This window comes from Streptomyces sp. NPDC053426 (genome assembly GCF_055585405.1).
Window position 1 is genome coordinate 334,716 of sequence record NZ_JBVJKE010000003.1, and the last position, 26,091, is coordinate 360,806.

Here is a 26,091-nt window from a genome sequence, read left to right on the forward strand (position 1 = left end):
GCGGACTCCGGCAAACCGGACGGAAAGGATCCCGCCACACCGTCGGGGAATGGCTCCCCGCTGTCGGTGTGTTCGCTTTTACGGTGTTGTGGACAGATTCTCTGCCGGTACCCGCACGCACCCAGAGGAGACCGCGTGACCGATCGCACCCCCACGCCCGACCCCCGGCCGCCGCACCCCGCCCCCGACGCCACGCCCGACCTCTCCTCCAGGAACCCCGACTGGTGGCGGCAGGCCGTCGTCTACCAGGTCTACCCCCGCAGCTTCGCCGACGCCGACGGCGACGGACTCGGTGACCTGCGCGGCATCACCCGGCGCCTCACCCACCTCGCCGCGCTCGGCGTCGACGCCCTGTGGCTGAGCCCCTTCTACCCCTCCGAGCTCGCCGACGGCGGCTACGACGTCGCCGACCCGCGCGACGTCGACCCGCGCCTGGGCACCCTCGACGACTTCGACGCGCTCGTCGCCGAGGCCCACCGGCTCGGCCTGAAGGTGATCGTCGACATCGTCCCCAACCACAGCTCCCACCAGCACGTCTGGTTCCAGGAGGCGCTGCGCGCCGGACCCGGCTCCCCCGCCCGCGACCGCTACGTCTTCCGCGACGGCAAGGGGGAGCGGGGCGAATTGCCGCCCACCGACTGGCAGTCCGTGTTCGGCGGCAGCGCCTGGCAGCGGGTGCCGGACGGACAGTGGTACCTGCACCTGTTCGCCGCCGAGCAGCCCGACCTGAACTGGGGCCACCCGGACGTCCGCGCCGACGTCCGCACCACCCTGCGGTTCTGGTCCGACCGGGGCGTGGACGGCTTCCGCGTGGACGTCGCGCACGCCCTCGCCAAGGACCTCGACGAGCCGCTGCGCGACCTCGGCGCCCCCGAGCTGAGCCGCGAGGGCGCCCTCGCCGACTTCCCGCCCGGCACCCACCCCTTCTACGACCGGGACGAGGTGCACGAGATCTACCGCGACTGGCGCAAGATCCTCGACGCCTACTCCCCGCCCCGGATGGCCGTCGCCGAGGCCTGGGTCCCCGGCGCCCGGCGCGCCCTGTACGCCCGTCCGGACGAACTGGGCCAGGCCTTCAACTTCGAGTACCTCCAGGCCGGGTGGGACGCGGAGGAGCTGCGCCAGGTCATCACCGACTCGCTGGAGACCGCGCACGCCGCGGGCGCCTCGGCGACCTGGGTGCTCTCCAACCACGACGTCGTCCGGCACGCCTCCCGGCTGGCGCTGCCGCCGGACACGGACGAGAACGCCTGGCTGCTGTCCGGCGGCCACGCCCCCGCCGTCGACCCGGACGCCGGACTGCGCCGGGCCCGCGCCGCCACCCTGCTGATGCTGGCGCTGCCCGGCTCGGCCTACCTCTACCAGGGCGAGGAGCTGGGCCTGCCCGAGGTCGCCGACCTGCCCACCGAGGTCCTCCAGGACCCGATCTGGGAACAGACGGGGCACGTCCGCAAGGGCCGCGACGGGTGCCGGGTGCCGCTGCCGTGGACGACGACCGGTCCGTCGTACGGCTTCGGGGCGGCCGGTGCCTGGCTGCCGCAGCCGCCGTCCTTCGCCGCGTACGCCGTCGAGGCACAGGACGGCGCCGAGGGCTCGACCCTGGAGCTGTACCGCACGGCCCTGCGCACCCGCCGCAAGCTGATCGACGGCGAGACGCTGACCTGGGCGGAGGAGACCCCGGCGGGGGTCCTGCAGTTCGACCGCGGCGACGGCTGGCGCTGCGTGACCAACCTGTCCCCCGATCCGGTCCCCCTCCCGGCGGGCGAGGTCCTGCTGACCAGCGCGCCCCTGGAGGACGGCCGCCTCGGCCCGGACACCACGGCCTGGCTCGGCCGCTGACCCGCACACCGCCCCGGTCCCGGCCCCGGCGGGCCGGGACCGGGGCGGTCAGGGCAGGTCCGTGGCCGGCCGGTCCTCCGGGGGCTCCCGGGACGGCTGCGGATGGCCGTCGGCCTCCAGCAGCGGGGCCCGGTGGCGCTCCGGACGGTGCAGGCCCTCCGGCGGGACGCGGCTGCGCGGCGCGTCGGAGACGCCCGGCAGCGGTACCGGACGGCGGGCGACCAGGTGTCCGACCCAGTGGCGTCCGCAGTGCTCGCAGGACGGGGCGCCGTCGGGGGTGTACGGGGAGGGGACGGCGGTGTTGTCCCGGTAGAAGTACTCCCACTCCTCCCCGCGGCCGTCCATGTTGCGCTGGACGTCGTAGTCCACGCTCCAGTGGTGCCAGCACGTGCCGCACGTGAACTCGACCCGTTCGACGGCAAGCTCGGTGATCACACCGGAACACCTCCCGCGCCCGTCTTGCTGCCTTTCAATGCCCTTTGTTCCACTGTGCCCCTCCCGCCGTCCGGTCCGGAAGCGGGTTCCGCGCCCGGCCCACCCGTACGGCCGTTCAGTGCGGGCGGCCCGCGCGGGCGCCCCGGCAGAATCGGCTCCGGGGGTGTCCGTGACGGCCGTACAGGGAGCCCGCCGACGATGAACAGGTCCAGCAGGACAGCGGCGGCCGCCGTGCTGACGGCGGCCGGGATCCTTGCGGGCGCGTGGCCGGCGGGCGGGGCCTCCGCCGACGGCGCCCCGGCGGCGCGCGACCGGGTGCTGTGGGGCGAGGTGACGATCCCGCCCGGCCGGGACGGCGTCGTCGAGGCCGCCGGACCCACCGGCCCCGCCCTCGGCGCCGGTTCCACGCTGACCCTGACCGCCCCCGCCGGGGCCCGGGTGACGGGTGTCCCCCTCGACGCCCCCGGCTACCAGGGCGCCGTGGCCGCCGACGGCCGCGGCGCCGTCTACACCGCGGTCTCGGCGGAGCGGCCCTGGCGGGCGGGCGCCTTCCCCTTCGTGCTGGCGGTCCCCGCGGGCGCGGTGCCCGGGACCCGGCTGGGCGGATGCGCCCTGCGGCTCGCGGACGCGGCCGGCGCGGTCCGGGCGACCGGCGGCTGCCAGGTGACCGTGGGGCTGGACGAGCCTGCCCTGACCCGCCCGGAGTCCGGTGTGCCGCTGGGCGCGCGGCCGACGGTCGCCGGTACGGCCCACCCGGGCGCGCGGATCACCGTCTCCGACAAGGACGGCCGCACGGTGTGCGCCGACACGGCGGGGCCCGACGGCCGCTGGAGCTGCGCTCCCGGTCCCGCCCTCCCGGCCGGCCCCAACCGGCTCCAGGCCACCGCCGCCCTGAACGGCGTGAGCGCGTCGAGCGAGCAGATCCAGATCACCGTGGGGGACGCCGCACCGGCCCGCTGACGTCACACGTGCCCGGGGCCTCCGCTGCCGAAGCCGCCGCTGGAGCCGGGCAGCCAGCGCTTGCGCTGCTGGTCCTTGCCCGTTCTGGTCGCGGAGTGGTGGAGCTCGTAGGGCATGAGACGTGAGCCGGTCCTCGACATGTCCGGCATCTCGTCCGGCTCGCGCATCTCCCGCATCTCGTGGACCGCGCCGCCGTCCGGCAGTCTCGGCTGCTCCTCCGGGGCGGGGCGGGGCTCCTCCCGGTCCATGTACCGCATCCCGACACGTACGGCCCAGATCAGCGCACCGGCCACGACCAGCCCGCCGATGAAGGCCGCGAAGACGGCCCACCTGTGCGTACTGACGGCCAGAACCACATACGTCGCCGTGTTCATGTCTCCGAGTATGGCCGAAGAAATGAGATAAAGCGCCCGGAATGTCCGATCCCGTCACGCTCGTGGCCCGTCCCGGCGGGCGCCCGTCCCCACGGCATGACAGATTGCGCCCAGAGGAAGGCCGGGACGGGCCGTCGCGTCCCCACGTGTGCAGCTCGGGGCCCGTACCCGGCCTTCCCGCCCCCGCACCCGACGGCACCGGCGCCCCCGCCTCCCGGCGCAGGACATCTGCCGTCGCCACGGCAGGTTTTCCATCGGGCCGACTAGAGTTCCTCCGTGGGGAACCCGTCCCCGTGGCGGACCGTGCCCACCGTGGTCCGCGGAAAGGTGCGTATGCCCTCGGAAGGTCAGCCGTACGCCGACGGCCGGCAGCCGGACCAGGACCGGCTCCCCGTCGCCGACCGGCTCGACGACGACCACTTCCCGGCCTACACCATGGGCAGGGCCGCCGAACTGGTCGGAGCCACACCCGCTTTCCTCCGGGCCCTGGGCGAGGCGCGGCTGATCACCCCGACGCGCTCGGAGGGCGGCCACCGCCGCTACTCGCGCCACCAGCTCAGGCTGGCCGCCCGGGCCCGCGAACTGGTCGACCAGGGCACACCGGTCGACGCCGCGTGCCGCATCATCAGCCTCGAGGACCAGCTCGAACAGGCCGAACGCGCCAACGAGGAGCTGCGCCGGCGCGACGTGGGGGCGGTCCGCGGACACCGCTGAAAATCTGTCCCCGCCGGAACAGTATTTCCGCTCCCGCTGAAGAAAATCTCTTTCCCTAAACACGCCACCGGTGTTTTATTCCAGTGATTTTCCTCGCTTGCCGTTGACTTTTTCCGTGCTAGGCTGACGTCAGTTGCAGTTGTGGTTGCCAGTTTGCTACCGGGTCTCCGGGCAGGTGATCATCGCGACGATGAAGGGATTCGTAAAGTGCGAGTCCCAGCACTGTCTCAGGAGAATTGATATGGCCACCGGTACGGTGAAGTGGTTCAACTCGGAAAAGGGCTTCGGCTTCATCGAGCAGGACGGCGGCGGCGCCGACGTCTTCGCCCACTACTCGAACATCGCCACCCAGGGCTTCCGTGAGCTCCAGGAGGGCCAGAAGGTCAGCTTCGACGTCACGCAGGGCCAGAAGGGCCCGCAGGCGGAGAACATCGTCCCCGCCTGACCCTGGCGCAGGGATTGCGAGAGCGGGGCCCGCACTTCGGTGCGGGCCCCGCTCTTTGTTTTCCGACCCCTTATCCGCTTTCATTCGGCGCGGGACCGACGTGACCGCAGCCCTTTCGCCCGCAGCGCGTCCACCGCGGTCCGCGCGGCCGTGCCGATCACCGCGTCGGCCGCCGGAAGAGTGGCCGCGGTGTGCGCGGTCCGGGTGAAAACGGCGACGGCGTAACGGCCCCCGTCCGGATACTCGACCACGCCGACCTCGTTGCGCAGGGTCGGCAGGCTGCCGGTCTTCCCGGCGACGTGCACGTCGTCGAAGGGGAAGCCCGACGCCAGGCGGTGCGGCCACACCTGCAGCCCCAGGATCCGCCGGACGGCCGCGCCGTGCTCCGGCGTGCACGCCTCGTCCCGCCACACGGCGGCCAGCAGCCGGGTCATGTCGCGCGGCGTGCTGCGGTTGGTGCGGGCCGGGTCGAGCGCCCGCAGCCGGGCGACGACCCGCGGGTCGGCGAGCGCCCGTGCCCCGTCGGGACCGGCGTCCTCCTTCACGGTGGCGAGCATCTCGCCGAAGGAGTGCACGGCGAGCGTCCGGGTGAGGCCGAGCCGGGCCGTCGTCGCGTTGACGGCGTCGAGGCCCACCCGGCGCAGCAGCAGGTCGGCGGCGGCGTTGTCGCTGACCGTCATCATCAGGAACGCCAGGTCGCGCAGGGACATCCGGACCGCGTCCAGCATGGCGGCGACCCCGGTGGGACCCGTGGTGCGCCCGGCGGGCGGGCACTCCACCTGCTCGGTGAGGTCCAGCAGGCCCGCCGCCGCCTGTTCGTGCAGCGTGACCAGGACGCACAGCTTGTGGACACTGGCCGTGGGGACCGGCTGGTCCGCCCCGGCGTCGAGCTGCGCCCCGGAGTCGATGTCGAGCGCGTGCAGCCGGCCGGTGACCCCGGCGTCGGCGAAGGCCGCGTGGATGCGGGCGAGGGCGTCGGTCACAGCCAGTACTCCGATGCCGGGCGCAGGTGCAGCGGGCGGGACGGTACGTCGGAGGTCGCTCCGGCGGTGGTGCGCAGCGCGTGCGTGGCCGCCTCGGCGAAGGCGTGCACGGCGGCGTCGCCGCGCCCCTTGGACCAGGCGGCGGAGTGCCGCAGCGCCGGTGCCCCGCCGGTGAGCGGGCGCCACACGACGTCCGGGTCCCCGCCCTCCGGCGGCGGCAGGGCGTCGCGCGGGCACAGGGCGACGGCCCCGGTGGAGAGCACCAGACCGCGTACGAAGCTGGCGCCCTGGCCGTGGCGCACGGCGGCGGGGGTGAAGCCGCCCCGGGCGCAGGTGGTCAGCAGGTCGTCGTAGAGGGCCGGGGCCGCGGCGCGCGGGAACAGGATCAGGTCGTGGCCGGCCAGCGCGGCCAGCGGCACCTCGTCGAACCCGGACACCCCGGCCGTGCGCGGCAGCAGCACGCCGAGTTCGCGCCGCAGCACCGGGCCCAGTTCCAGACCGGAGACGTCGCACGGGTGGTGGACGATGCCGACGTCCAGTTCGTGGGCCGCGAGCCGGGCGAGCTGCTGTGCGGTGGACAGCTCGTGCAGTTCCAGTTCCAGGCCGCCGTGCCGGCGCCCGAAGTCGGCGAGCAGGGCGGCCACGGTCTCGCCGGAGAGGTCCGGGGGCAGCGCCGCCCGCAGCAGCCCGGTCTCGCCGTCGCGCACCCGGCGCGCGGTCGCCAGGAACGCATCGGAACGGGCGAGGAGTTCACGGGCCTCGGCCAGCAGCAGCCGCCCCGCCTCGGTGATCGTCACCTGGCGGCTGGTCCGCTCGAACAGCCGGACGCCCAGCTCCCGTTCCAGCCGCTGGATGCGTTGCGACAGCGGCGGCTGGGCCATCCCCAGGCGGGTCGCGGCACGCCCGAAGTGTGACTCTTCTGCAACAGCCACGAAGCACTCCAGGTGCCGCATCAGGTCCACGACCAGTAATTATATTCAATGTTGATCGATCAATGATCGATATCGGTCTTGGACGTACGGCCCTGCCGCTGCTGTGGTCGACGCATGACTTCTTACGCCGACCACACCCACACCGCCCCCCGCCGTCGCCGTCCGCGCGGAACGGCGAAGGTCCTCACCGCCGTGGCGGTGGTGGCCGCGATCGCCGCCGGAGGGGCGTACGCGGCCGGTCTCGGCCCCTTCGAGGAGGAGACCGGCCCCGACCCGGAGGCGGTGGCCGAGGCCCGCGCCTTCCTCGCCGACTGGGCCGCCGGACGCCTGCCCGACGCGGCTGCCCGGACGACCGGGCCCGACCGCGCGGAGGAGGTGCTGCGGAGTTTCACCGCCGGGCTCGACATCGAGAAACCGAAGCTCACGGCCGGGAAACCGGAGGAGACCGGAGACAGCACGGTCACCGTGCCCTTCACCGCGCGGATGCCCGTCAAGGGCCTCGGCACCTGGACGTACGCCTCGAAGCTGCCGCTGCGGGAGCAGAACGACGGCGCCTGGAAGGTGGACTGGAAGCTGTCGCTGGTCCACCCGCGGCTCAGCGACACGGAGAAGTTCCGCCTGGAACGCGAGGAGACCGAGCCGGTCGAGGCCACCGACCGCGACGGCGCGACCCTGTCGGGCGCCACCCACCCCTCCCTCGCCCCCGTACTCGCCCAGCTCGCCGGCGGTGGGGACGGCGGCGGGCCGCGCGGCGCGGTGCAGCTCGTCGACCGGGCCACGGGGGAGGTGGAACGCACGGAGGCGTCCTTCGGCGGCGAGGACGCCGACGAGGACGACGGTCCCGTCCGCACCACCCTCGACGCCGACTGGCAGTCCGCCGCCGAACGCGCCCTCGCCGAGGCCGACGGCAAGAACGCCGCGCTCGTCGCCCTGCGCATCGACGACGGCGAGATCCTGGCCGTGGCCAACTCGCCCGCCTCCGGCTTCAACCGCGCCGTCTCCGGCACCTACGCGCCCGGCTCCACCTGGAAGATCGTCACCAGCAGTGCCCTGCTGCTGAAGGGCGCGGTCGCCCCGGACGACGTCGTGGACTGCCCCAAGTACCTCACGGTCGGCAAGCGGTTCCAGAACGTGGAGACCTCCGAACACCCGGGCGCCACCTTCCGCAAGGACTTCACCGAGTCCTGCAACACCGCGTTCATCAGCCTGCGCGGCAAGCTGGGCGAGGGGGAGCTCGGGGACGTGGCGAAGAAGTACTTCGGCGTCGGCCAGACCTGGCACGTGGGCGTTCCGTCGTACGACGGTTCCGTGCCGGTGCCCCGCGACGCGACGGAGAAGGCCGCGTCGATGATCGGGCAGGGCCGGGTCCAGGCCAACCCGCTGATCATGGCGTCGGTCACCGCGACGGCCGTGTCCGGCACCTTCCACCAGCCCTCGCTCGTCGACGGCACCGAGGACACGACCGCCACGACCCCGCTCCCGCCGGAGGTCGCGACCCAGCTCCGCGAGCTGATGCGGGCGACCGTCACCGAGGGAACCGCGCGCGTCCTGGCGGACCTGCCCGGCGCCGTCGGCGCCAAGACCGGTACCGCGGAGGTCTCCGACGAGCAGGACAACAACGGCTGGATGGTCGCCCACCGGGGCAATGTCGCCGTGGCCTGCGTGGTCGAGGAGGGCGTCACCGGAGGCGGCTCGGCGGGACCGGTGATCCGCTCCCTGCTGTCCGCCGTACCCGAGTCCTGACCGCGCCGTCCTGACCGCGCCGTTCTGAGCGGACCGTCCCGACCGCGCCGTTCTGAGCGGACCGTTCTGAGCGGACCGCCCCGACCGGACCGTTCTGAGCGGACCGCCCCGACCGGACCGTCCTGACCGGACCGTCCTGACCGGACCGTCCTGACCGGACCGCCCTGACCGGACCGCTCCGACCGGACCGTCCTGACCGCGCCGTCCTGACCGGACCGCCCCGACCGCGCCGTCCTGAGCGGACCGCCCTGACCTGACAGTCCTGACCGAACACGTCCGAAAGGGACCCCCGTGACCGCACGTCCCTCCCGTCGCGCGTTACTGCTGGCCGCGGCCCTCGCCCCCGTGGCGGGATGCGCCACCGGCACCCCGGCGCGCGAGCGCGGCCAGTCCGGCCCGCCGGCACCGAGCCGCACTCCCACGCCCTCACCGGTGGACCCCCGGAGCCTCACCGACCTGGAACGCGAGTACGGCGCCCGGCTCGGGGTGTACGCCCTCGCGACCGGGACCGGCGCCACCGTGGTCCACCGCGCCGACGAACGCTTCGCGCTCTGCTCCACCTTCAAGACGCTCGCGGCGGCCGCGGTCCTGGACCGGCACCCGGTCGCCGGTCTGGACCGGCGCGTCACCTACACCCGGGCCGACCTCGTCGCCTACTCACCGGTGACCGAGAAGCACGTCGGGACCGGCATGTCCCTCCGCGACCTCTGCGACGCGGCCGTACGGTACAGCGACAACACGGCCGCCAACCTGCTGCTGCGCGAGATCGGCGGCCCGCGCGCACTCACCGCCCACCTGCGCGGACTCGGCGACCGCGTGAGCCGCCTCGACCACGACGAACCCGAGCTGAACGGAAACCCGCCGGGAGACCCGCGCGACACCACCAGTCCCCGGGCCGTCGCCGCCGACTACCGCGCCCTCGTCCTCGGCGACGCCCTGCCGGCCGCGAAGCGGGAGCTGCTGACGGACTGGCTGGTCCGCAACACCACCGGCGACCTGCGCGTCCGGGCCGGCGTCCCCCGGGACTGGAAGGTCGGCGACAAGACCGGCACCGGCGACTGGGGCCGGGCCAACGACGTCGCCGTGCTCTGGCCGCCGCGCGGCGCCCCGCTGGTGATCGCCGTCCTGACCGAGCGGCCCGACCGCGAGGCCGCCGCCAGTGACGCCCTGGTCGCCGAGGCCACCCGCCGCGCACTCGCCGCCCTGCTCTGAACCGAGGGGGACGGCCCCGGCGTCAGTCCTGCTTGGGCGCCGCCTGCTGGACCACCTCGAAGGACCACAGCGTGGCGTCCGTGGCCGCCGGGCGGGGCTTCTCTCCCTGGGCCCCGCCGTGGGCGGCCTGGGCGCGGCCGGCCATCCAGCGCTGGAAGTCCTCCTCGCTCCGCCAGCGGGTGTAGACGAGGTAGGTGTCGGTGCCCTCCACCGGACGCAGCAGCTCGAACCACTCGAACCCGTCCGAACCCTCCACGGCCCCCGCCCGCGCGGCGAACCGCTGCTCCAGCGTCTCGCGCTGCTCCGCCGGGACCGTGAGTACGTTGATCTTGACGATGCTCATGTCCCGATTGTTCCGCAGGGCCGCTCCGGGGCACGCGGCGGGGCGCCGCGGCCCGTGCGGGCGCGGCGCCCCGGCGGGAGGTCAGCCGAGGCAGATCACCAGGAGGCAGAGCCGGGAGGGGTCCGGCTCGGCCGACGGTGATGTGGCGGGAGGGGCGGGGGTGGGCTGGGAACCCTCGTCCTGGCCCGTGTCGCCGTCGGCGGCCGGGGGCTGCGTCGGCGGCCGGGTGGCCGTCTCGGAATCCGGTACGGATTCCGGTCCCGATCCCGTGTCCGGCCCCGTCTCCGAGCGTGAGCCGGAGCGGGAGACGGAGTCCGGGGAGGCCGTACGCGGCTGCGACGGCACCGCCGTCTCCGGGGCGGCGGCGCCGTCCGTGCGGGTGTCGGCGGGGGCGGTGGGTGCCGGTGCGGCCCCGGTGTCCGTCCGCCCGCGCCCGTCGTCGGCCGAGGGAGACGCCGTACGGTCCGGGGAGGACGGCGGGGCGGCGTCCAGGCCGTCGTCGTACCGGTCCGCCGGGGTCTTCGCGCCGCCCATGCCCCGGAGATCGGGTGCCGTGGCGGCCTGGGCGCGGTCCGTGCCGCCCCGGTCCAGGGAGGCGAGGGTCAGCCCGCCGCCGACGAGGGCCACGGCCGTCGCGACCAGGGCCCGCCGCTGGGTCTTCTTCCAGCGGACCAGTTGCCGCCGCCGCGCCGCCCGGCCCGTGCCCGTGGGTTCGGGAGTCCGCGGCACGTCGCCGGGGGGCGAAGCAGGGGGAGTGACGACGGCACCGGGCGCGGCGGCCGTCGCCGGTCCGGGGACGGTACGGCCGCCGATGACGGCGGGCGCGATGTCGGGGGCGTAGGCACCGCAGCCCGGGCAGACCAGGGCGCCGTTCAGGTGCCGGCGACACGTGGAGCAGTAGTCCATCCGCTGTCTTCCTGAGTTGACGTACCGACTCCGACGCCCGCCGGGGCGACCGGTCCGGAGCAGGGGACAGCCACGCTAACGACGCTCCCGGCCCACTGTGTGCAGCCTGTGTGCCGCTCCTGCGCACATTCTCCGCGCAGCCCGCGAGAGTGCCGTGAGCATGGACGCCGCACCACCGCACAACGGACACAGTCACCTGGTCGCCCCGCAGCACTCGCCCGGAAGGCCCCCCCCACGTGACCCCCCGTACCACCCCCCGCGCCACCTCCCCCTCCCGTACCCGCGCCGCCTCCGTGCGCCGCGCCGCCCTGCTCCTGACCGCCGGCCTGTCGGCCCTGTCGCTCACCGCGTGCGGCGTCGTCGGCGCGGTGGGCGGCGACGACGCGTCCGCGTCACCGAGCAGGGGCTACGACATCACCGTGGGCCTGCTGCTGCCCGACAAGGACACGGCGCGCTTCGAGAGGTTCGACCGCCCCCTCATCGAGGACCGCGTCTCGTCCCTCACCGACAAGCAGGGCGAGGTCGTCCACGCCAACGCCGAGGGCAGCGAGGACAGGCAGAGCGAGCAGTTCCGGAAGATGGTCGCCGACGGGGTCGACGTGATCGTGGTGAACGCGGTGGACTCCAAGGCGATCGCGCCGGACGTGGAGAAGGCGAAGGAGGCGGGCATACCCGTCATCGCCTACGACCGTCTCGCCGAGGGCCCGATCGACGCGTACGTCTCCCACGACAACGAACTCGTCGGCCAGGTGCAGGGCCGCGCCCTCGTGAACGCGCTCGGCGAGGACGCCGAGAACAGCAAGGTCGTCATGGTGAACGGCGCGCCCGCCGACCCGAACACGGCGCTGTTCCGCAAGGGCGCGCTCGGCGAACTGAACGGCAAGGTGGACATCGTCAAGTCGTACGACACCAGGAAGTGGCTGCCCGAGGTCGCCGCGGAGCACATGCGCGAGGCGGTGAAGGAGGTCGGTGCCGGGAACATCGCCGCCGTGTACTCGGCGAACGACGGCATGGCCGGTGCCGTCATCGAGGTGCTCCAGGACGCGGGCGTCACCGACCTGCCGCCGGTGACCGGGCAGGACGCCGACCTGGCGGCGGTGCGCCGGGTCGTCTCGGGCGAGCAGTACATGACGGTGTACAAGTCGTTCCTGCTGGAGGCGACGGGGGCCGCGGACATGGCGGTGGCGAAGGTGCAGGAGCGGTCGATCCAGTTCGACGCCCTGGCGCGTGACGTGGTCGACAGCCCGACGCGCAAGGACATCCCGGCGATGCTGGTCCCGGTGGTCGCCCTCACGAGGGAGAACATCGAGGCCACGGTGGTCCAGGACGGCGTCTACACCGTCGAGGAGATCTGCACCGAGGCGTACGCGGCGGACTGCGCGGAGATCGGCCTGACGTCGTAGGAACGCCGTGGGAACGGGAAACGGCCTGCCCCCGGTCACCACCCGGGGGCAGGCCGCCGGCCACGCCGCTTACGGCGTCACGACGTCACCGCCGAAGGTGACGACCAGGCGGCCGTCCGAGGCGAAGGACCAGCCCAGTCCGCCGGAGTAGGCGGCGCACCGGGAGCCGTTGGAGCCGGACCAGAACTGGTTCGAGCCGTCGGCGTTGCCCACGATCCTGTCGTTCGTCCCGTCGTCGCCGCGGCACGAGGTGTTGTTGCGGAACACCGAACTGCCGTCGTCGAAGTTGAAGTTGCGCTCGGCGTTGTCGACGCTGACGTTGTCCGACACGGTCATCGAGCCCGGGTTGCTGTTGTAGGTGAACCCGTGCTTGCCGTTGGCGTGGGCGATGCTGCGCCGGATGACGTGGTCGACCCCGATGTCCTCGCCGCCGAGCTTGTAGCCGTTGCGGTCGCCGTTGCCGGCCTGGCCGCCGTTGGAGAGGGTGCCGTTCTCGTAGGCGAGGGAGTCCTCGATGGTCACCGCGCCGATCGGGCCGGTGTCCGACTTGGTGTAGAGGTCCCAGCCGTCGTCGATGTTGTTGTGCGCCACGGCGTACCGGAAGACGTTCCCGGGGCCGGAGGTGAGCTTGGCGGCGAAGCCGTCGGCGTCCTCGCCGTCGGAGTCGGCGTTGTCGTGCGACTCCGCGCTCAGGATCAGGTTGTCGGACGGCCACTGGTCGCGGGGCGTGTCGGAGGTCATCCGGGAGAGCTGCAGGCCGGTGTCGCGGTTGTAGCGGGTCACCGTGCGCTCGAAGACGTTGTTGCTGCCGCCGACGAAGATGCCGTTGTCCCCGGCGCGTTCGACGACGATCCCCTTGACGTGCCAGTACGACCCGTTCACGGCGAGCCCGCGGTTCGACGAACTCTCGCTCTGCGCCGAGAAGTTCAGTACGGGGGTCTCGCCCGGGTAGGCGGCCAGCTCGGTCCGGTCGCCCGAGGTGCCGTTGTTGCCGGCCGGGATGGTGACCGTCTGGGAGTGGTGGTAGGTGCCGCCGCGCAGGTAGATCGTGCCGCCGGGGGTGATGCGGTCGATCGCGGAGGTGAGCGTCGTCGGGTCGGACTGGGTGCCGGACGCGCCGGCGCTGCCGCCCGGTGCGACGTAGAGCGTGGCGCCGGGCGGCGGCGGGGTGGTCGTGTCGCCGCTCGTCTCCACGTCGATGTAGTCGAGGTTGGGCAGCCCGGCGGACGAGGTGGGCGTGAACCGGACGGTGTTGCCGCCCGACCGCACCGGCACGGTGAGCGTCTTCGTCGTCCAGCCCGTCCAGTCGCCGGTGTCCTCGAAGGAGGCGGACGCGACCGTGCTGCCGTTCACCACGATGTTCGCGGCGCGTGCGCTGCCGCTGCCGTTGGCGAAGCGCACCTGGACCGTCGCCGTGCCGTCGGCGGAGGCGCTGACGGTGAACTGGGCGTAGCCGCCGGTGCTGTTGGTGCCGTTGCAGAAGCCGCTGCCGGAGTATCCGGCCCACTCGTTCTCGACGGCGCCGGTGCAGACCGCCGAGGACCCCTCGGCCTCGTACCGCACGGTGGCGGCCTGCGCGGGGTTGCCGGACAGTGCGACGAGCGTACCGGCCAGCAGGCCGGCGCAGGCGAGGGCGGGTCTCAAGTGCATCGTTCGTCTCCAGGTTCGGTCGGCTGGTGGGACGAGTTCCTCGGTGTGTTCGGGTGCGTGAACGCAGAAAGCGCTTTCCGGGACCGTAGGGGCCTGCCGTGGGCACGTCAATAGTTTTGACGTTGAATCAGATTCACACTCATGAACAACCGGGTCGTGCCACCGGCCGCGCGCACCGGACCTGGCCGACGGAGCGGGCGGCGTGGCCGCCCTCACGCCCGTGCGGCCGCCGGCGTGGGAGCCGGCGGCCGCACGGGCGGTGCGCGACGGGTCAGCCGCGGCCGAACATCCGGCGGCTGCTGCCGAGGTTCAGGAAGACGGTCTCGCCGGTGGAGTCGTTCAGGCCGTCGTTGTCGGTGACGGCGTGGACGCGGCCGTCGCCGGCCACGGTGAGGCCCTCCAGCTTCTCCTGCGTCCAGCCCTTCGTGGCCCGCAGGTCGGGCAGCACGTCGTGGGCGAGCCGCTTCGGCAGGACGGGGAGCGTGCCCGCCGGGGCGGCGGTCCTCGGCAGGGCGACCGTGTAGATCCGCTTGACCTTCGCGGCCGGGCCGCTCAGCTTGTCGCGCTCGATGACGGCGAGCCGGTCGCCGACCACCGTGATCTCGGACAGCCCGATCCAGTCGCCGGCCGTGGTGGTGGTGCCGAGCCGGTAGCCGTACCAGCTCCAGGTGCCGGCCCGGACGTCGTAGCGGCCGAGCCGGACGACGCCCGCCGGGTCCGTCCTCACCTCGCGCTGGAGCGTGGCCCACACGATCTCGCGGCCACGGGCGTCGGTGGTGGCGGTGACGCCCTCGAAGCCCTGCGAGCCGAGATGCGCGGCGACGTCCGCCGGCAGCGGGACGACCTGCCGGGTGACACCGGAGCGGTCCAGGCGCACCAGCCGGTTCCCGGCACCGGTCCTGCCCTCGACGGCCAGCCAGAAGCCGCCCTGCGGACGGGCGAAGATCCCCTCGGCGTCGTAGCCGGCCGGGGCGCCGTCGGCGTCCTTGACGGTCAGCTCCCGCTTGACGACGGCCGGCTCGCGCTTCGTGTCGATCGTGAGGATGCGCGTCGTGGCGTACGCGGCGTCGGTGACGGTGTACAGCTCGTGGGCGCGGCCCGGCACGGCCGACAGCGCGCCGAGCGCGCCCCAGCCGATCGGCGCGCCGGCGGAGTCCTCGTCCGAGACGAGGGACGGCTGTGCGGGCGTGCCCCTGCCCAGGCGGAACAGGCTCACCGAGGCCCGTACGCCCGCCTCGGCGTCGTCCTCCTCGCTGGAGACCGCGAGCAGGCCGCGCGACGGTATCGGCAGCAGCCCCTCGGGGCCGTTGGTCGTCGGCAGCACCTGCTCGAACACCGGCCGGGTGGGCCTGCTGATGTCGTACACGGCGACGAAGTTGCCGCGCTCGGAACCGACGAAGGCGTACCGCACGCCGTCGTACGCGGCGATCGCCAGGCCCTCGGGTTCGGTGCCCTTGTTCTCGGCGCGGTCCTCGGGGAGCAGCCCGTGGCGGGCGGCGATGTGCTCGAAGGTGTTGCCCGCGTCCCAGACGACCTTCCCGGTGCGGCTGTCGAAGACGCTCCAGCCGCGCGTGCCGCCCTTCCAGTCGCCCTCGTTGGCGGTGGCCAGGTAGCGGTCGTCGATCCAGCCGACCGCGTCCGGCTCGCGCGGCACGTCGGTGATCGAGCCGGTCTGGTCGATCACGCCGTCCTCGACGGTGTCGATCCCGTCGACGGAGGCGGTGCCCGCGGTGAACGCCTTGGTGATCCGTCCGGTGGGCAGGTCGACGAGGACGACGCCGTTGTTCTCCTGGAGGGTCACGGCGAGCTGTCCGCGGCCGTTGACGGAGACGTACTCCGGCTCCGGGTCGGTGGGCCCGGCGATCCCGGCGGCGGCCAGTACGGGCAGCGCGGACCCGTCGGCCTTCGTCAGCGCGACCTTCCGGAGGTCCCATCCGGCCGGCGAGGACCCCTTCAGATCGACGATCCGTACGAACCCGGCGGGCGCCTGCGGCAGGTCCCCCTCCTCGCCGCCGGCCGGGGCGGCCTCCTCGTCGCGCTCGTTCTCGATCGCGATGGCCGCGTACCGCTTGTCCTCGCTCAGCGCGATCGAGTCGGGCTGCCCGCCGAGGTCGTGGCTGGCCACCCGGGTACGGGTGCGCAGCGAGATGACGTCGAGGCGGCCGGAGGGCTCGGTGTAGGAGGCGCTGGTGTTCACCACCACCAGCACATGGCTCCCGACGACCGTCACGGACGTCGGCTCGTCCTCGGCGTCGCCCAGCGAGGCCAGGGACAGCGTGCCCAGGCCCTCGGGCCGGTCGGGGTCGCTGATGTCGAGGAAGCCGATCCGCCGGGCGACGGCGTCCGTGTAGACGAGCGTGCGGCCGTCCTCGCTGGTCGCCGAGATCTCGGCGACGGTCTCGGAGGCGGCGTCCTCACCGGCCGGACGGTTCTGGAAGACCGGATAGGTCGCGGTGCGTTCGAACGCGGCCGGCCGGTGCCGGCCGTGGTCCGCGCCCTTCCCGTGACCCGCGTGCGCCACGCCCGCGCCCGCCAGGGCGCCCGCGGTCACGGCCAGGGCCGCGAGCGCGGCGTGGGTTCTCTTCGGGAGCATCGTTCCTCCGGTGTGATCCACTGCGGAGCCGGATCGTCGCAGCCGGGGGCCAGCGCGGGCGGATGCCCCGGTGAACAACGGGCGAACACCGGGTACGTCGGAGGCGGTCCGGCGGGCGGACCTGTATCGCGGACCGGTGTCGCGGGCCGTCCCGGGCCGGGGCCCCGTGACGCTCGTGCCGTCCGGACCGTCGCGGCGGCGGCTTCGCCCCCGCCCCCGGTCGTCCACGCGACGGGACCACGCGCACGCGAGACGGGAACACCCGGCGGCCGACGCGGTGCGGGGCCGGGGTCCGGCGGGAGCCGATCAGAGCGCCGGGACCGGTGCGGGGCGCCGGGCCCGGCGCAGGGACGGTGCCTCGATGGCGTAGTACGACAGCAGGGCCAGCAGGACGGTCAGTACGGCCGTGGCCGGCAGGAGTCCGTCCGTCATGCCGAGGGAGGCCAGCAGGCGTACGACGGGGTAGTGCCACAGGTAGATGCCGTAGCTCAGGTTGCGGCCCACCCAGGTCAGCGGCGTGAGCGAGAGCAGCCGGGAGAGCCCCTGGGCGGGGCGCAGTTCGAGGGCCGTGACCAAGGTGGCGGACAGGGCCGCCACCAGCAGGAACCCGACGGTGTACCAGCAGGCCGTCCAGGGGCCCGCGCCGGCGGTCACCGGCATCCGCCAGGCCGCCAGCGCCAGCAGGCCCAGCGCCGGCCAGGCCAGCCGGCCCGCCCAGGTGCGCAGGACCGCCAGCCGGGGATCGTCGGCGCGCAGCCGCGCCAGGACCACGGCGACGAGGGCGCCGGCCAGCAGCTGGTCGGCGCGGGTGTCGGTGCCGTTGTAGATGCGGTGGACCGCGTCCGGCTGCCACAGGGCGAAGCGCCACAGCACGGGCAGCGCGCACAGGGCCGCCGTGCAGAGCAGCACCGTGCGGGCACGGGCGTACCGCAGCAGCACCAGCAGCACGAGCGGCCAGAACAGGTAGAACTGCTCCTCCACCCCCAGCGACCAGGTGTGCGCGAGCGGCCCCATCATGTCGCCGTACGGCCCGGACTCCGTGGCCCGTACGACGTTGACCAGGAACAGCGCCGACAGCCCCGCCGCCGGCAGGGAGTTGTCGAAACTCCACAGCGAGGTGGTCGCCGACAGGATCGCGCAGACCGCGCACAGGGCCAGCAGCGCGGGGACGAGCCGCAGCCAGCGCCGCCGGTAGAAGGGGAGCAGGGCGACGCCGCCGGTGCGGGCGTACTCGGCGAGCAGCAGCCGGGTGATGACGAAGCCGCTGATGGTGAAGAAGAGGTCCACGGCGACCGAGCCGCCCGGCAGCATGTCCGGGGACACGTGGTAGACGAGCACCAGCGCGACCGCCACCGTCCGCAGCCCGTCCAGGCCGCTCACCCGCCCGCTGCGCGCCACCGCGGACGGAAAGCCCCGGCCGCCTCCCGCCGGGGTGGGTCTGACGCGTCCGCGCGGCTGTGCCGCTTTCGTCCCCGTACCGGATCCTTCTGCTGTCGCCGGGCCCGCTTCCTGAGCCATGAACGAGATCGCTCCCCGCTGCCGACTACATGGGAGTAACTCGTTCCGCCTTTCCGGAAACCGCGGGCGCATGCCTCTTCCGCCCCCGATCACCGGGTCGGCGGAACGAAGAGCACGGCTGCCGTCGCGCTCGCACGGCAGCCCGTCGACGAACCGGGCGCTGACGGCCGCCGGTGCCGCTTCCCGTCACGGGTGGGGGACGCGGGCGCGTCTGTGGCAGACTCGCGGGCCGACGACACGCACCGTTTCGGGGGAGACACGCATGTATCCAGGGCAGCCGCAGGGGCCGTACCAGCCCCAGGGGCCGTACCCGCCGCCCCAAGGGCCGTACCCGCCCCAGGGGCCGTACCCGCCGCCCCAAGGGTCCTACCCGCCCCAGGGCCCCTACCCCCAGCAGCCGTACCAGCCCCACCCACCCCAGCAGCCCCAGCAGGGCAACTGGTCTCCGCAGCCGACACCGCTCCAGCGGGTCGGTGATGCCCACATGGTGATCGATCCCGGGCTCACCGTGAACCAGCGCGAGTTGGTCATGAAGATCCAGAAGAGCAGCAAGATGCTCGCCATCGGCTATGTGCTGGGCATCCCGCTCACCTTCGGCGGACTTCACCACGGCATCACCGAGCAGCCCGCCGGTTTCATCGCCGCGCTCATCGGCCTCGCCCTGCTGGCCGTCGGCGCCGCCGGGTTCCAGAGGTCGGCGGCCCTGCGCCGCCAACTGCGGCAGATCACCCCGGACGCCTGGCGGTCCCCGGCCGCGCATCTGCCGGGTGCGCGCAAGGCCGCGACGCTCGCCGCCTACATCAACGGCCTGCTCGTCGTGCTGTCCCTGGGAGCCGCCGGCTGGCTGCTCGTCATGGGTGCCGGATGGGGCGCCTACGGCAACTCGTTCGGCTTCGGCGCCCTGCTCCTCGGCGTCTCCGTCCCGGCCGCGCTGGGCGCGGCGGCGGCGAGCACCATCCCGCAACTGCTCCGGGTCATCCCGGCCGGCGCCAAGGTGGGCCGTGCCCTGTACTCCGTGATCATGGCGGTGGGTGCGCTGATGCTGGTCAACGGCGTCAAGAACGGCGAGCCCAGGGCCCTCGCCGTCGGGGGCACGGTCACCGTGATCTGCCTGGGCGCCATGTTCCTGCTGGGCCGGGCCGCGAAGCGGATGCGCGGCGAGACGCCGTGACCGATATCCGCGTGCGACAGGAGGAATAGGTGCCGGGCCCGGTACGTATTCCCAGGTCGTCGACCGGGACGGAATTATCGATCACGCGGGGCCGATCGCACCGTGCTAGTGTCGGTATCGGTTGCAGGTGTGGTTGCCAGCGGGTTCATTTCCTACGGGTTGATCATCACGGCGACACGGAATTCGCGCAGGGTGAATTCCCGATAACGCCTCCGAAGGAGAAATGACATGGCTACCGGCACTGTGAAGTGGTTCAACCCGGAAAAGGGCTTCGGCTTCATCGAGCAGGACGGCGGCGGCCCCGACGTCTTCGCCCACTACTCGAACATCGTCGCCCAGGGTTTCCGCGAGCTGCACGAGGGCCAGAAGGTGTCGTTCGACATCGCGCAGGGCCAGAAGGGCCCGACGGCCGAGAACATCGTTCCCGCCTGACACCGGCGTCGACGCGTACTTCGAAGCCGGGGCCCGCACCTCTGGGGTGCGGGCCCCGGCTCGCCGCGTTTCCGGTCGTGTGACGGGGCGGCTCCACCACCTCACCGGCCGGTGACGTATTCTCCGTCGGCCGCTCCACCGGCCCGGCCCGGCCCCCATCGACTTCGGCTCGTCTCGAGATTCTCTGCGCCGCCCATGTGCTGCGGGAATTCCTTGGTACGCGCCCCATCAAGGAAGGTTCCGCATGAAGCGTGCCCGCACGTCCCGCACCCATGACCGTTCCGGGGGAGGCCCCGGCGCCCCCCGCTCGGGCTCCCCCCGCTCCGGCGGCCCGCGCCGTTCCAAGGGTCACGGAAACCGGCAGGCCGGACGGACGGCCGTACAGGGCGAGTTCGCGCCGCCGGAGACGATCACGCCCGCGCTGCCCGCCGTCGAGTCGTTCGCCGATCTCGACATGCCCGCGCGGCTGCTGGCCACGCTCGGCCGCGAAGGCGTGACCGAGCCGTTCCCGATCCAGGCGGCGACGCTGCCGAACTCCCTGGCCGGCCGTGACGTACTCGGCCGGGGCCGTACGGGCTCGGGCAAGACCCTCGCCTTCGGCCTCGCCGTACTGGCCCGTACGGCGGGACGGCGGGCCGAGCCGCGACGGCCGCTCGCCCTCGTCCTCGTCCCCACCCGCGAGCTCGCCCAGCAGGTCACCGACGCGCTCACCCCGTACGCCCGCTCCGTGGGCCTGCGGCCGGTCAGCGTCGTCGGCGGGATGTCCATCGGCCGGCAGGCCGGTGCGCTGCGCGCCGGGGCCGAGGTGGTCGTCGCGACGCCCGGACGGCTCAAGGACCTGATCGACCGGGGCGACTGCGCGCTGGACGACGTCGGCATCACGGTCCTCGACGAGGCCGACCAGATGACCGACATGGGTTTCATGCCCCAGGTCACCGCCCTGCTCGACCAGGTGCGCCCCGACGGGCAGCGGATGCTCTTCTCGGCCACCCTGGACCGCAACGTCGACCGTCTGGTCCGCCGCTACCTGACCGACCCGGTGGTCCACTCCGTCGACCCGTCGGCGGGCGCCGTCACCACGATGGAGCACCACATACTCCACGTGCACGACGAGGACAAGCACCAAACGACCACCGAGATCGCGGCGCGGGACGGCCGAGTGATCATGTTCCTCGACACCAAGCACGCGGTGAACCGGCTGACCAAGCACCTCCTGAGCAGCGGTGTCCGCGCCGCGGCCCTGCACGGCGGCAAGTCCCAGCCGCAGCGCACGCGGACCCTGGCCCAGTTCAAGAGCGGGGACGTGACGGTGCTGGTGGCGACCAACGTCGCCGCGCGCGGAATCCACGTCGACAACCTCGACCTGGTCGTCAACGTGGACCCGCCCACCGACCACAAGGACTACCTGCACCGCGGCGGCCGTACGGCCCGCGCCGGGGAGTCCGGCAGCGTCGTCACCCTGGTGACGCCCGGTCAGCGCCGCGACATGAGCCGGCTGATGGCCTCGGCGGGCATCACCCCCCGGATCACCCAGGTGCGTTCGGGCGAGGCGGAGCTGAGCCGCATCACAGGCGCCCAGGCCCCTTCCGGTGTCCCGGTCGTCATCGCCGTGCCGTCCGTGGAACGCCCCAGCGCCACGTCCTCCCCCTCCCGCAGCCGCCGGGGCCGCCGGGGCCGCGCGGGCCAGGGCCGTCCCGCGGGCCAGGGCCGTCCGGCCGGCCAGGGCCGTCCGGCCGGCGAGGAGGGCCGCCGCAGGACACAGCGACGCCCCGACTCCGGCCCGGCCGCCTAGAACCGCCGGGACCGCGAGCACGGTGCTCCGGCGCGGCGAGGGGGTGCCACCGGGTGGGGTTCCCCCGCCCGGTGGTGAGGTGCAAGCTGGAAGGGAGGCCGCCTCGCCGTCCCGGGTGCGGGCTCGGGACACGCGGTCTCGCCACTCCGAGTGGGCCCCTGGGGCCCGGCAGGAGGGAAGCGAGATGACAGAGCAGGTCACCACCGGTACGCGCTGGCACCTGGCCGGCGACTGGTTCGACGTGTGCAAGTGCGCCATACCGTGTCCCTGTACGTTCGCCCAGCCCCCGACCTACGGCGACTGCGAAGGCGTACTGGTCTGGCACATCAGGGAAGGCAACTTCGGCGACGTGCGGCTCGACGGTCTCAACGTCCTGATGCTCGGCTCCTTCACCGGCAACGCCTGGGCCGGCACGCACACCGACTCCTACGCCGCGGTCTTCCTCGACGACCGGGCCGACGAGCGGCAGCGCGCCGCGCTCGGAGCCGTCTTCGGCGGTGAGGCGGGCGGATGGCCCGCGCAGTTCGGGGAGATGTTCCACCCCGAGATGCGCGGCACGGACGTCGCCCCCGTCCACGTGGAGATCGACGAGGACCTCGCGGCGTGGCGGGCGGAGATCCCCGGCCGGGTCACGGCCACGGCCGAGGCGCTCACCGGCCCGACGACGCCGGACGGCGCACGGGTCCAGGTGCACAACGCGCCCGGCGCCGAGGTCGGACCGGGCCAGGTGGCCACCTGGGGCCGGGCCACCACCGACCGCGCCGACGCCTTCGGCTTCTCCTGGGAACGCTCGGGGAAGTCGAGCAAGCACTTCCGGTTCGACTGGAGCGGACCGGAGTAGAGGACCGGGGCGGGCCCCCTCACATGCCGGGCATCGGGTGCGTCGTTCCCGTCAGGCCGGGCAGCAGCCAGTCCTGGAACGGGGCGAGCACGGCCAGGACGAGGAACGCCACGCCCACGACCCGGGCGAGCAGCGGACCGCGGGACCACAGCTTCTCCACGAAGATCACCACGGCCAGTCCCGCCATCGCCGCCACGTTCATCACGCCGAGCGGGATCAGGACGGCCATCAGTCCCGCGCAGCAGCCGACGCAGTAGGCGCCGTGGTGGACGCCCACCCGCAGGTCGCGGGCGGGCCGGCGGAACGCGGCGTACCGCACGAGCTGGCCCATGGGGTCGCGGCAGTGCCGCAGACAGACGTTCTTGAGGGGGCCGAGCTGGTACAGACCCGCGACCAGGAAGGCCACCGCGCCGATCCAGCGTCCCGCCGTCGGACGGTCGTCCGCCAGGTCGCCGGTGAGGGACAGGGCCGCGTAGGCGAGGACCCCGAAGGCGGTCCACACGAGCAGGTACCCGCCCACGAACCCGGCGGTGCGCGCGGCCCGCGCCCGGCCGGAGGACCGCCGGCCGATCCCCCGCACCCAGGTGAGGGCCACCGGCGCCATGGACGGCAGCATCATGGCCGCCGTCATCGTCACCCACAGCAGCAGGAACAGCGGCAGCGCCATCCCCATCGTGCCGGGCCCGACGCCCATGTCCCCGGCCTGCCCGAGGGTGAGGACCCAGGCGGGCACCGCGATCAGGACGACCAGGAACCAGGCGACCGCGAGCTCCCGGAACGGCAGCAGACCCCCGCCCGCCCCGGTCGGCGCGGCCGGCCGGGCGGGAGTGGGAGGGGAAGTCCGGCTGTGGCGCATCGGCGTGTACTCCTGCCGCCGTCTCCAGGACAGCACGCATCCCCGCACGCCGCGACCTCACGCCGCGCGGCGGCCGGGGAAGCGCGAAGAGCCCGTCACGTCAGGCGGGGATCCAGGCGGGCCACTGGGGCGGGACGTTGCTCGCCGGGCAGAGGCCCGAGTCACCGGGGTAGCCGTCCAGAGTCCCCCGCGTCGCGAAGAACCACCACGCCGGCCAGACCGTCACGACGACCACCAGCAACGCGGGCAGGAGGACCCGGAGCGCCGCCGCCGGCGCGTGCGGCGCCAGACGCCGGCCGACCGCCCACGCCGCGAGCCCGGCGACCGCTTCGGCTCCCACGACCAGAGGGAGCAGGAAGTTGAGTTCGAACCGTCCGCCGGAGTCGAAGCCCGCGTCGCAGTACGCGCGCGCCCAGACGGCCAGTGACCAGGCGGCACCGCCCACGGCGGCACCGAAGAGCGCGGCGCCCGCCCCGGTCAGGCAGGAGCGGGTACGCGGTACGTCCGGTGTTGTGTCCACGCCACGACACAACACCAGACGCTCCCTCGCGTACAGCCCCGCCCCGTTCAGGCCGCCGGCCTGAGCGGGGTGGCCGGGGCGGCCGGCTCGTGGGCCAGGGCGCGGCGGCGGCTCGGAACGCCGAGGGTCGGGTTGGCCACGCCCCAGGCCGCGCCCTTGCAGACCAGTTCCTTGTAGAGGGCGGCGAGGCGTCCGGTCAGGGCCACGTCGACGGAGCGGTCGTCGGCGGTGACGTACTGGATCAGGCCCTCCTTGCGGCCCAGCGAGATGCACTGGTTGAAGTAGCGCATCGGCGTGCTGGGGAGCTTGCCGCCGGTCAGGCGGGCCGCGATGGCGTCGGCGGCCTGCCAGGCGGTGGGGACGCCCGAGGCGCACGACATCCGCAGCGGCTTGTCGCCGGGGCCCTGTACCAGTGCCGCGTCGCCGATGGCGTACACCTGCGGGTGCGAGAGGGAGCGCATGGTGGAGTCGACCACGATCCGGCCGGTGCCGGTGGTCTCCAGGGTGGTGGCCTCGGCGAGCGGGTGGACGGCGAATCCGGTGGTCCACAGGGTGACCGCGGCCGGGAGGGAGCGGCCGTCGGCGGTGGTGACGTGGTCGGCCCCGACGGCGGTGACGGACGTCTGTTCGTGCACCGTGACGCCGAGCCCGTCGACGACCTTGCGCAGGTGCCGGCGGCCCTTGGCGGAGAGCCAGTCGCCGAGTTCGCCGCGGGCGGCGAGGGAGACGTCGAGGTCCGGGCGGGACTCGGCGATCTCGGTCGCGGCCTCCAGGCCGGTGAGGCCGCCGCCGACCACGACCACGGGCCGTCCCGCTTCCAGGGCGGCCAGGCGCTCGCGCAGCCGGAGGGCGCCGGGGCGGCTCGCGATCTGGTGGGCGTGTTCGGCGGTGCCGGGGACGCCGTGGGTGTCCCAGCCGCTGCCGAGGGCGTACACGAGGGTGTCGTACGTCAGTTCCTCGCTTCCCCCGGTGCCGTCGGTGACGGTGACCGTCCTGCGGTCGGCGTCCACGCCCGTCACCTTCGCGACCACCGGTTCCACGCCGGTGCCCGCGAACATCTCGCCGAGGGGGCGGGGCCTGAGCTCCTGGCCCACCGCGAGCTGGTGCATGCGGACGCGTTCGACGAAGTCGGGCTCGGCGTTGACGAGGGTGATCGCGACGTCTTCGCGGCGCAGCCGCTTGGCCAGGCGCCCGGCGGCGACGGCTCCGGCGTATCCGGCTCCGAGGACGATGATGCGGTGCTGCATTTCCCTGCTCCTGTCGTCGGCTCTTCGGCGGGTCGCCCCTTGAACCGGGCGGCCCGCCGTTTCCTGACAGGAGCGGGAGTGACGTGCGTCACATGATGTTCAGAAGGCGACGAGCAGGGGTTCTCCGTGGTCGGTGCCCGCCCAGAGCCGGGTCGCGCGCTCCAGCTTGTCGGGGTTCACCTGGCTGCGGATCGCGGTGATGCCCTCGGGGGTGACCGCGAAGCACATGATGCCGACGATCCGCCCGTCGAGGACCGCCACCAGGGCGGGGTCGCCGTTGGCGGTCGTGGCGTGGACGCCGGGCGAGCCGCCCACGAGGTCGCGCTTGGCCTTGCCCGGCTTGAACAGGCCCCGCATGAACGTCGCGACCGCGAGCGCGCCCTCGAACGCCTTGGCGCGGGCCGGGACCTTCCCGCCGCCGTCGCCGACCGCGACGGCGTCCTGGGTGAGCAGCCGCACGAGCGGCTCGGTCCGGCCGCTGGTGGCGGCGGCGAGGAACTCGTCGACGACCCGCCGGGCGGCGGCCTCGTCGATCTCGGTACGGGCCTTGCCGTCCGCGACGCGCTTCCTGGCCCGGTGGAAGATCTGCTGGCTGGCGGCCTCGGTGAGGTCGAGGATCCCGGCGATCTCCCGGTGCGGGTAGTCGAAGGCCTCCCGCAGCACGTACACCGCCCGCTCGTTGGGGGAGAGACGTTCCAGCAGGACGAGGACGGCGTACGAGACCGACTCGCGCTGTTCGGCGGTGTCGGCGGGGCCGAGCATCCGGTCGCCGGCGAGCAGCGGCTCGGGGAGCCACTCGCCCACGTAGGTCTCGCGCCGGGCGCGGGCCGAGGTGAGCTGGTTGAGGCACAGGTTGGTGAGCACCTTCGTCAGCCAGGCCTCGGGGACCTCGATGCGGCCGGTGTCGGCGGCCTGCCAGCGCAGGAACGTCTCCTGCACGGCGTCCTCGGCCTCGCTCGCGGAGCCGAGGAGGCGGTAGCCGATGGCCTCCAGACGGGGCCTGGAGGCCTCGAACCGGTCCACGTCCTCCACGGTCAGGGCCATGCTCCGGATCCTAGCCCGGCTTGGTCCCGGGGGCGCGGGCGGTGGCTCCGGACGCCTGCCGGGACTCCCACGGGGAGCACCCGGCGTTCCCGCCGGGGACGAACGCGTCCCGAGGCCGCTTTGACGCGCGCTTCCGGC

General features: G+C 73.6%; 24 protein-coding genes. 11 read left to right on the forward strand and 13 right to left on the reverse strand.

Features of this window, described 5'->3' with window-relative positions; all coding sequences use genetic code 11:
* The first annotated feature begins 135 nt into the window (after positions 1-135).
* Complete coding sequence (locus ACZ62B_RS08475) at positions 136-1,839, forward strand: glycoside hydrolase family 13 protein (protein ID WP_344563024.1); 1,704 nt, start codon at positions 136-138, stop codon at positions 1,837-1,839.
* Positions 1,840-1,887: 48 nt separating this feature from the next.
* Here ACZ62B_RS08475 and ACZ62B_RS08480 read toward each other — a convergent pair whose 3' ends face one another.
* The gene (locus ACZ62B_RS08480; protein ID WP_468883521.1) at positions 1,888-2,274 is read right to left on the reverse strand and encodes a hypothetical protein; all 387 of its coding nucleotides are present in this window, start codon (positions 2,272-2,274) and stop codon (positions 1,888-1,890) included.
* A 198-nt stretch (positions 2,275-2,472) separates the two neighbouring features.
* Here ACZ62B_RS08480 and ACZ62B_RS08485 point away from each other — a divergent pair, with 198 nt between their 5' ends.
* Positions 2,473-3,234, forward strand: a complete 762-nt coding sequence (locus ACZ62B_RS08485) for an Ig-like domain-containing protein (RefSeq protein ID WP_469689491.1) — start codon at positions 2,473-2,475, stop codon at positions 3,232-3,234.
* A 2-nt stretch (positions 3,235-3,236) separates the two neighbouring features.
* Here the strand turns inward: ACZ62B_RS08485 and ACZ62B_RS08490 are convergent, their stop codons facing one another.
* The gene (locus tag ACZ62B_RS08490; RefSeq protein ID WP_344563020.1) at positions 3,237-3,608 is read right to left on the reverse strand and encodes a DUF6479 family protein; all 372 of its coding nucleotides are present in this window, start codon (positions 3,606-3,608) and stop codon (positions 3,237-3,239) included.
* 333 nt (positions 3,609-3,941) lie between these two features.
* Between ACZ62B_RS08490 and ACZ62B_RS08495 the strand changes: the two genes are divergently transcribed.
* On the forward strand, positions 3,942-4,322 hold the full coding sequence (locus ACZ62B_RS08495; RefSeq protein WP_344563018.1) for a MerR family transcriptional regulator: 381 nt from the start codon (positions 3,942-3,944) through the stop codon (positions 4,320-4,322).
* A 241-nt stretch (positions 4,323-4,563) separates the two neighbouring features.
* Positions 4,564-4,767 carry a cold-shock protein gene (locus tag ACZ62B_RS08500; protein WP_015607926.1) on the forward strand — a complete coding sequence of 68 codons (204 nt, stop codon included), beginning with the start codon at positions 4,564-4,566 and terminating at the stop codon, positions 4,765-4,767.
* Positions 4,768-4,847: 80 nt separating this feature from the next.
* Here the strand turns inward: ACZ62B_RS08500 and ACZ62B_RS08505 are convergent, their stop codons facing one another.
* Together ACZ62B_RS08505 and ACZ62B_RS08510 are read right to left on the reverse strand one after the other, a co-directional pair.
* Entirely contained in the window at positions 4,848-5,750 is a 903-nt protein-coding gene (locus tag ACZ62B_RS08505) for a serine hydrolase (protein ID WP_468883517.1), read from the reverse strand.
* Positions 5,747-6,712 (reverse strand): LysR family transcriptional regulator, encoded by a 966-nt coding sequence (locus tag ACZ62B_RS08510; RefSeq protein ID WP_468883515.1) that lies wholly within the window; start codon positions 6,710-6,712, stop codon positions 5,747-5,749. The genes ACZ62B_RS08505 and ACZ62B_RS08510 overlap by 4 nt, the downstream gene beginning before the upstream one ends.
* Before the next feature lie 84 nt (positions 6,713-6,796).
* Between ACZ62B_RS08510 and ACZ62B_RS08515 the strand changes: the two genes are divergently transcribed.
* The gene (locus tag ACZ62B_RS08515) at positions 6,797-8,425 is read left to right on the forward strand and encodes a penicillin-binding transpeptidase domain-containing protein (protein WP_469689494.1); all 1,629 of its coding nucleotides are present in this window, start codon (positions 6,797-6,799) and stop codon (positions 8,423-8,425) included.
* A gap of 291 nt (positions 8,426-8,716) precedes the next feature.
* Positions 8,717-9,637, forward strand: coding sequence for a class A beta-lactamase (bla, locus tag ACZ62B_RS08520; RefSeq protein WP_468720889.1), 921 nt, complete (start codon positions 8,717-8,719; stop codon positions 9,635-9,637).
* Between the two features lie 22 nt (positions 9,638-9,659).
* Here bla and ACZ62B_RS08525 read toward each other — a convergent pair whose 3' ends face one another.
* Together ACZ62B_RS08525 and ACZ62B_RS08530 are read right to left on the reverse strand one after the other, a co-directional pair.
* Positions 9,660-9,980: an antibiotic biosynthesis monooxygenase family protein gene (locus ACZ62B_RS08525; RefSeq protein WP_468883509.1), complete on the reverse strand. Its 321-nt coding sequence runs from the start codon at positions 9,978-9,980 to the stop codon at positions 9,660-9,662.
* Positions 9,981-10,061: 81 nt separating this feature from the next.
* Positions 10,062-10,886 (reverse strand): SCO2400 family protein, encoded by an 825-nt coding sequence (locus ACZ62B_RS08530; protein WP_469689497.1) that lies wholly within the window; start codon positions 10,884-10,886, stop codon positions 10,062-10,064.
* 293 nt (positions 10,887-11,179) lie between these two features.
* Here ACZ62B_RS08530 and ACZ62B_RS08535 point away from each other — a divergent pair, with 293 nt between their 5' ends.
* The gene (locus tag ACZ62B_RS08535) at positions 11,180-12,289 is read left to right on the forward strand and encodes a sugar ABC transporter substrate-binding protein (protein ID WP_469689618.1); all 1,110 of its coding nucleotides are present in this window, start codon (positions 11,180-11,182) and stop codon (positions 12,287-12,289) included.
* A gap of 69 nt (positions 12,290-12,358) precedes the next feature.
* Here ACZ62B_RS08535 and ACZ62B_RS08540 read toward each other — a convergent pair whose 3' ends face one another.
* The 3 genes from ACZ62B_RS08540 to ACZ62B_RS08550 form a co-directional block, all read right to left on the reverse strand.
* Positions 12,359-13,939 (reverse strand): carbohydrate-binding protein, encoded by a 1,581-nt coding sequence (locus ACZ62B_RS08540; protein ID WP_344563006.1) that lies wholly within the window; start codon positions 13,937-13,939, stop codon positions 12,359-12,361.
* Between the two features lie 271 nt (positions 13,940-14,210).
* A complete protein-coding gene (locus ACZ62B_RS08545; protein WP_469689499.1) occupies positions 14,211-16,532 on the reverse strand; it encodes an esterase-like activity of phytase family protein in 2,322 nt (773 codons plus the stop codon).
* 306 nt (positions 16,533-16,838) lie between these two features.
* Positions 16,839-17,930 carry an acyltransferase family protein gene (locus ACZ62B_RS08550; RefSeq protein WP_344562955.1) on the reverse strand — a complete coding sequence of 364 codons (1,092 nt, stop codon included), beginning with the start codon at positions 17,928-17,930 and terminating at the stop codon, positions 16,839-16,841.
* Between the two features lie 382 nt (positions 17,931-18,312).
* Here ACZ62B_RS08550 and ACZ62B_RS08555 point away from each other — a divergent pair, with 382 nt between their 5' ends.
* The 4 genes from ACZ62B_RS08555 to ACZ62B_RS08570 all read left to right on the forward strand — a co-directional run bounded on the left by ACZ62B_RS08555 (position 18,313) and on the right by ACZ62B_RS08570 (position 22,286).
* The gene (locus ACZ62B_RS08555) at positions 18,313-19,221 is read left to right on the forward strand and encodes a hypothetical protein (protein ID WP_469689501.1); all 909 of its coding nucleotides are present in this window, start codon (positions 18,313-18,315) and stop codon (positions 19,219-19,221) included.
* A 228-nt stretch (positions 19,222-19,449) separates the two neighbouring features.
* A complete protein-coding gene (locus ACZ62B_RS08560; protein WP_344562951.1) occupies positions 19,450-19,653 on the forward strand; it encodes a cold-shock protein in 204 nt (67 codons plus the stop codon).
* A gap of 244 nt (positions 19,654-19,897) precedes the next feature.
* Positions 19,898-21,445, forward strand: coding sequence for a DEAD/DEAH box helicase (locus ACZ62B_RS08565; RefSeq protein WP_468720869.1), 1,548 nt, complete (start codon positions 19,898-19,900; stop codon positions 21,443-21,445).
* Positions 21,446-21,629: 184 nt separating this feature from the next.
* Entirely contained in the window at positions 21,630-22,286 is a 657-nt protein-coding gene (locus ACZ62B_RS08570) for a DUF1326 domain-containing protein (RefSeq protein ID WP_468720867.1), read from the forward strand.
* Positions 22,287-22,305: 19 nt separating this feature from the next.
* On the opposite strand, the gene ACZ62B_RS08575 is transcribed toward ACZ62B_RS08570, so the two are convergent.
* From ACZ62B_RS08575 to sigJ, 4 genes are all read right to left on the reverse strand, one after another.
* The gene (locus tag ACZ62B_RS08575; RefSeq protein ID WP_469689504.1) at positions 22,306-23,142 is read right to left on the reverse strand and encodes a DUF2182 domain-containing protein; all 837 of its coding nucleotides are present in this window, start codon (positions 23,140-23,142) and stop codon (positions 22,306-22,308) included.
* A gap of 100 nt (positions 23,143-23,242) precedes the next feature.
* The gene (locus tag ACZ62B_RS08580; protein WP_469689506.1) at positions 23,243-23,662 is read right to left on the reverse strand and encodes a hypothetical protein; all 420 of its coding nucleotides are present in this window, start codon (positions 23,660-23,662) and stop codon (positions 23,243-23,245) included.
* Between the two features lie 47 nt (positions 23,663-23,709).
* Positions 23,710-24,909 (reverse strand): NAD(P)/FAD-dependent oxidoreductase, encoded by a 1,200-nt coding sequence (locus ACZ62B_RS08585; protein ID WP_469689508.1) that lies wholly within the window; start codon positions 24,907-24,909, stop codon positions 23,710-23,712.
* Positions 24,910-25,008: 99 nt separating this feature from the next.
* The gene (gene sigJ, locus ACZ62B_RS08590) at positions 25,009-25,953 is read right to left on the reverse strand and encodes an RNA polymerase sigma factor SigJ (RefSeq protein WP_344562939.1); all 945 of its coding nucleotides are present in this window, start codon (positions 25,951-25,953) and stop codon (positions 25,009-25,011) included.
* Positions 25,954-26,091: the final 138 nt, after the last annotated feature.

Excerpts from the sequence above, each read along its gene's own strand:
- ACZ62B_RS08545 (WP_469689499.1), bottom strand. The coding sequence starts at position 16,532 with ATGCTCCCGAAGAGAACCCACGCCGCGCTCGCGGCCCTGGCCGTGACC.
- ACZ62B_RS08525 (WP_468883509.1), bottom strand. The coding sequence starts at position 9,980 with ATGAGCATCGTCAAGATCAACGTACTCACGGTCCCGGCGGAGCAGCGC.
- ACZ62B_RS08530 (WP_469689497.1), bottom strand. The coding sequence starts at position 10,886 with ATGGACTACTGCTCCACGTGTCGCCGGCACCTGAACGGCGCCCTGGTC.
- ACZ62B_RS08540 (WP_344563006.1), bottom strand. The coding sequence starts at position 13,939 with ATGCACTTGAGACCCGCCCTCGCCTGCGCCGGCCTGCTGGCCGGTACG.
- ACZ62B_RS08575 (WP_469689504.1), bottom strand. The coding sequence starts at position 23,142 with ATGCGCCACAGCCGGACTTCCCCTCCCACTCCCGCCCGGCCGGCCGCG.
- ACZ62B_RS08565 (WP_468720869.1), top strand. The coding sequence starts at position 19,898 with ATGAAGCGTGCCCGCACGTCCCGCACCCATGACCGTTCCGGGGGAGGC.
- sigJ (WP_344562939.1), bottom strand. The coding sequence starts at position 25,953 with ATGGCCCTGACCGTGGAGGACGTGGACCGGTTCGAGGCCTCCAGGCCC.
- ACZ62B_RS08485 (WP_469689491.1), top strand. The coding sequence starts at position 2,473 with ATGAACAGGTCCAGCAGGACAGCGGCGGCCGCCGTGCTGACGGCGGCC.
- ACZ62B_RS08515 (WP_469689494.1), top strand. The coding sequence starts at position 6,797 with ATGACTTCTTACGCCGACCACACCCACACCGCCCCCCGCCGTCGCCGT.
- ACZ62B_RS08500 (WP_015607926.1), top strand. The coding sequence starts at position 4,564 with ATGGCCACCGGTACGGTGAAGTGGTTCAACTCGGAAAAGGGCTTCGGC.
- ACZ62B_RS08570 (WP_468720867.1), top strand. The coding sequence starts at position 21,630 with ATGACAGAGCAGGTCACCACCGGTACGCGCTGGCACCTGGCCGGCGAC.
- ACZ62B_RS08490 (WP_344563020.1), bottom strand. The coding sequence starts at position 3,608 with ATGAACACGGCGACGTATGTGGTTCTGGCCGTCAGTACGCACAGGTGG.
- ACZ62B_RS08555 (WP_469689501.1), top strand. The coding sequence starts at position 18,313 with ATGTATCCAGGGCAGCCGCAGGGGCCGTACCAGCCCCAGGGGCCGTAC.
- ACZ62B_RS08495 (WP_344563018.1), top strand. The coding sequence starts at position 3,942 with ATGCCCTCGGAAGGTCAGCCGTACGCCGACGGCCGGCAGCCGGACCAG.
- ACZ62B_RS08560 (WP_344562951.1), top strand. The coding sequence starts at position 19,450 with ATGGCTACCGGCACTGTGAAGTGGTTCAACCCGGAAAAGGGCTTCGGC.
- ACZ62B_RS08585 (WP_469689508.1), bottom strand. The coding sequence starts at position 24,909 with ATGCAGCACCGCATCATCGTCCTCGGAGCCGGATACGCCGGAGCCGTC.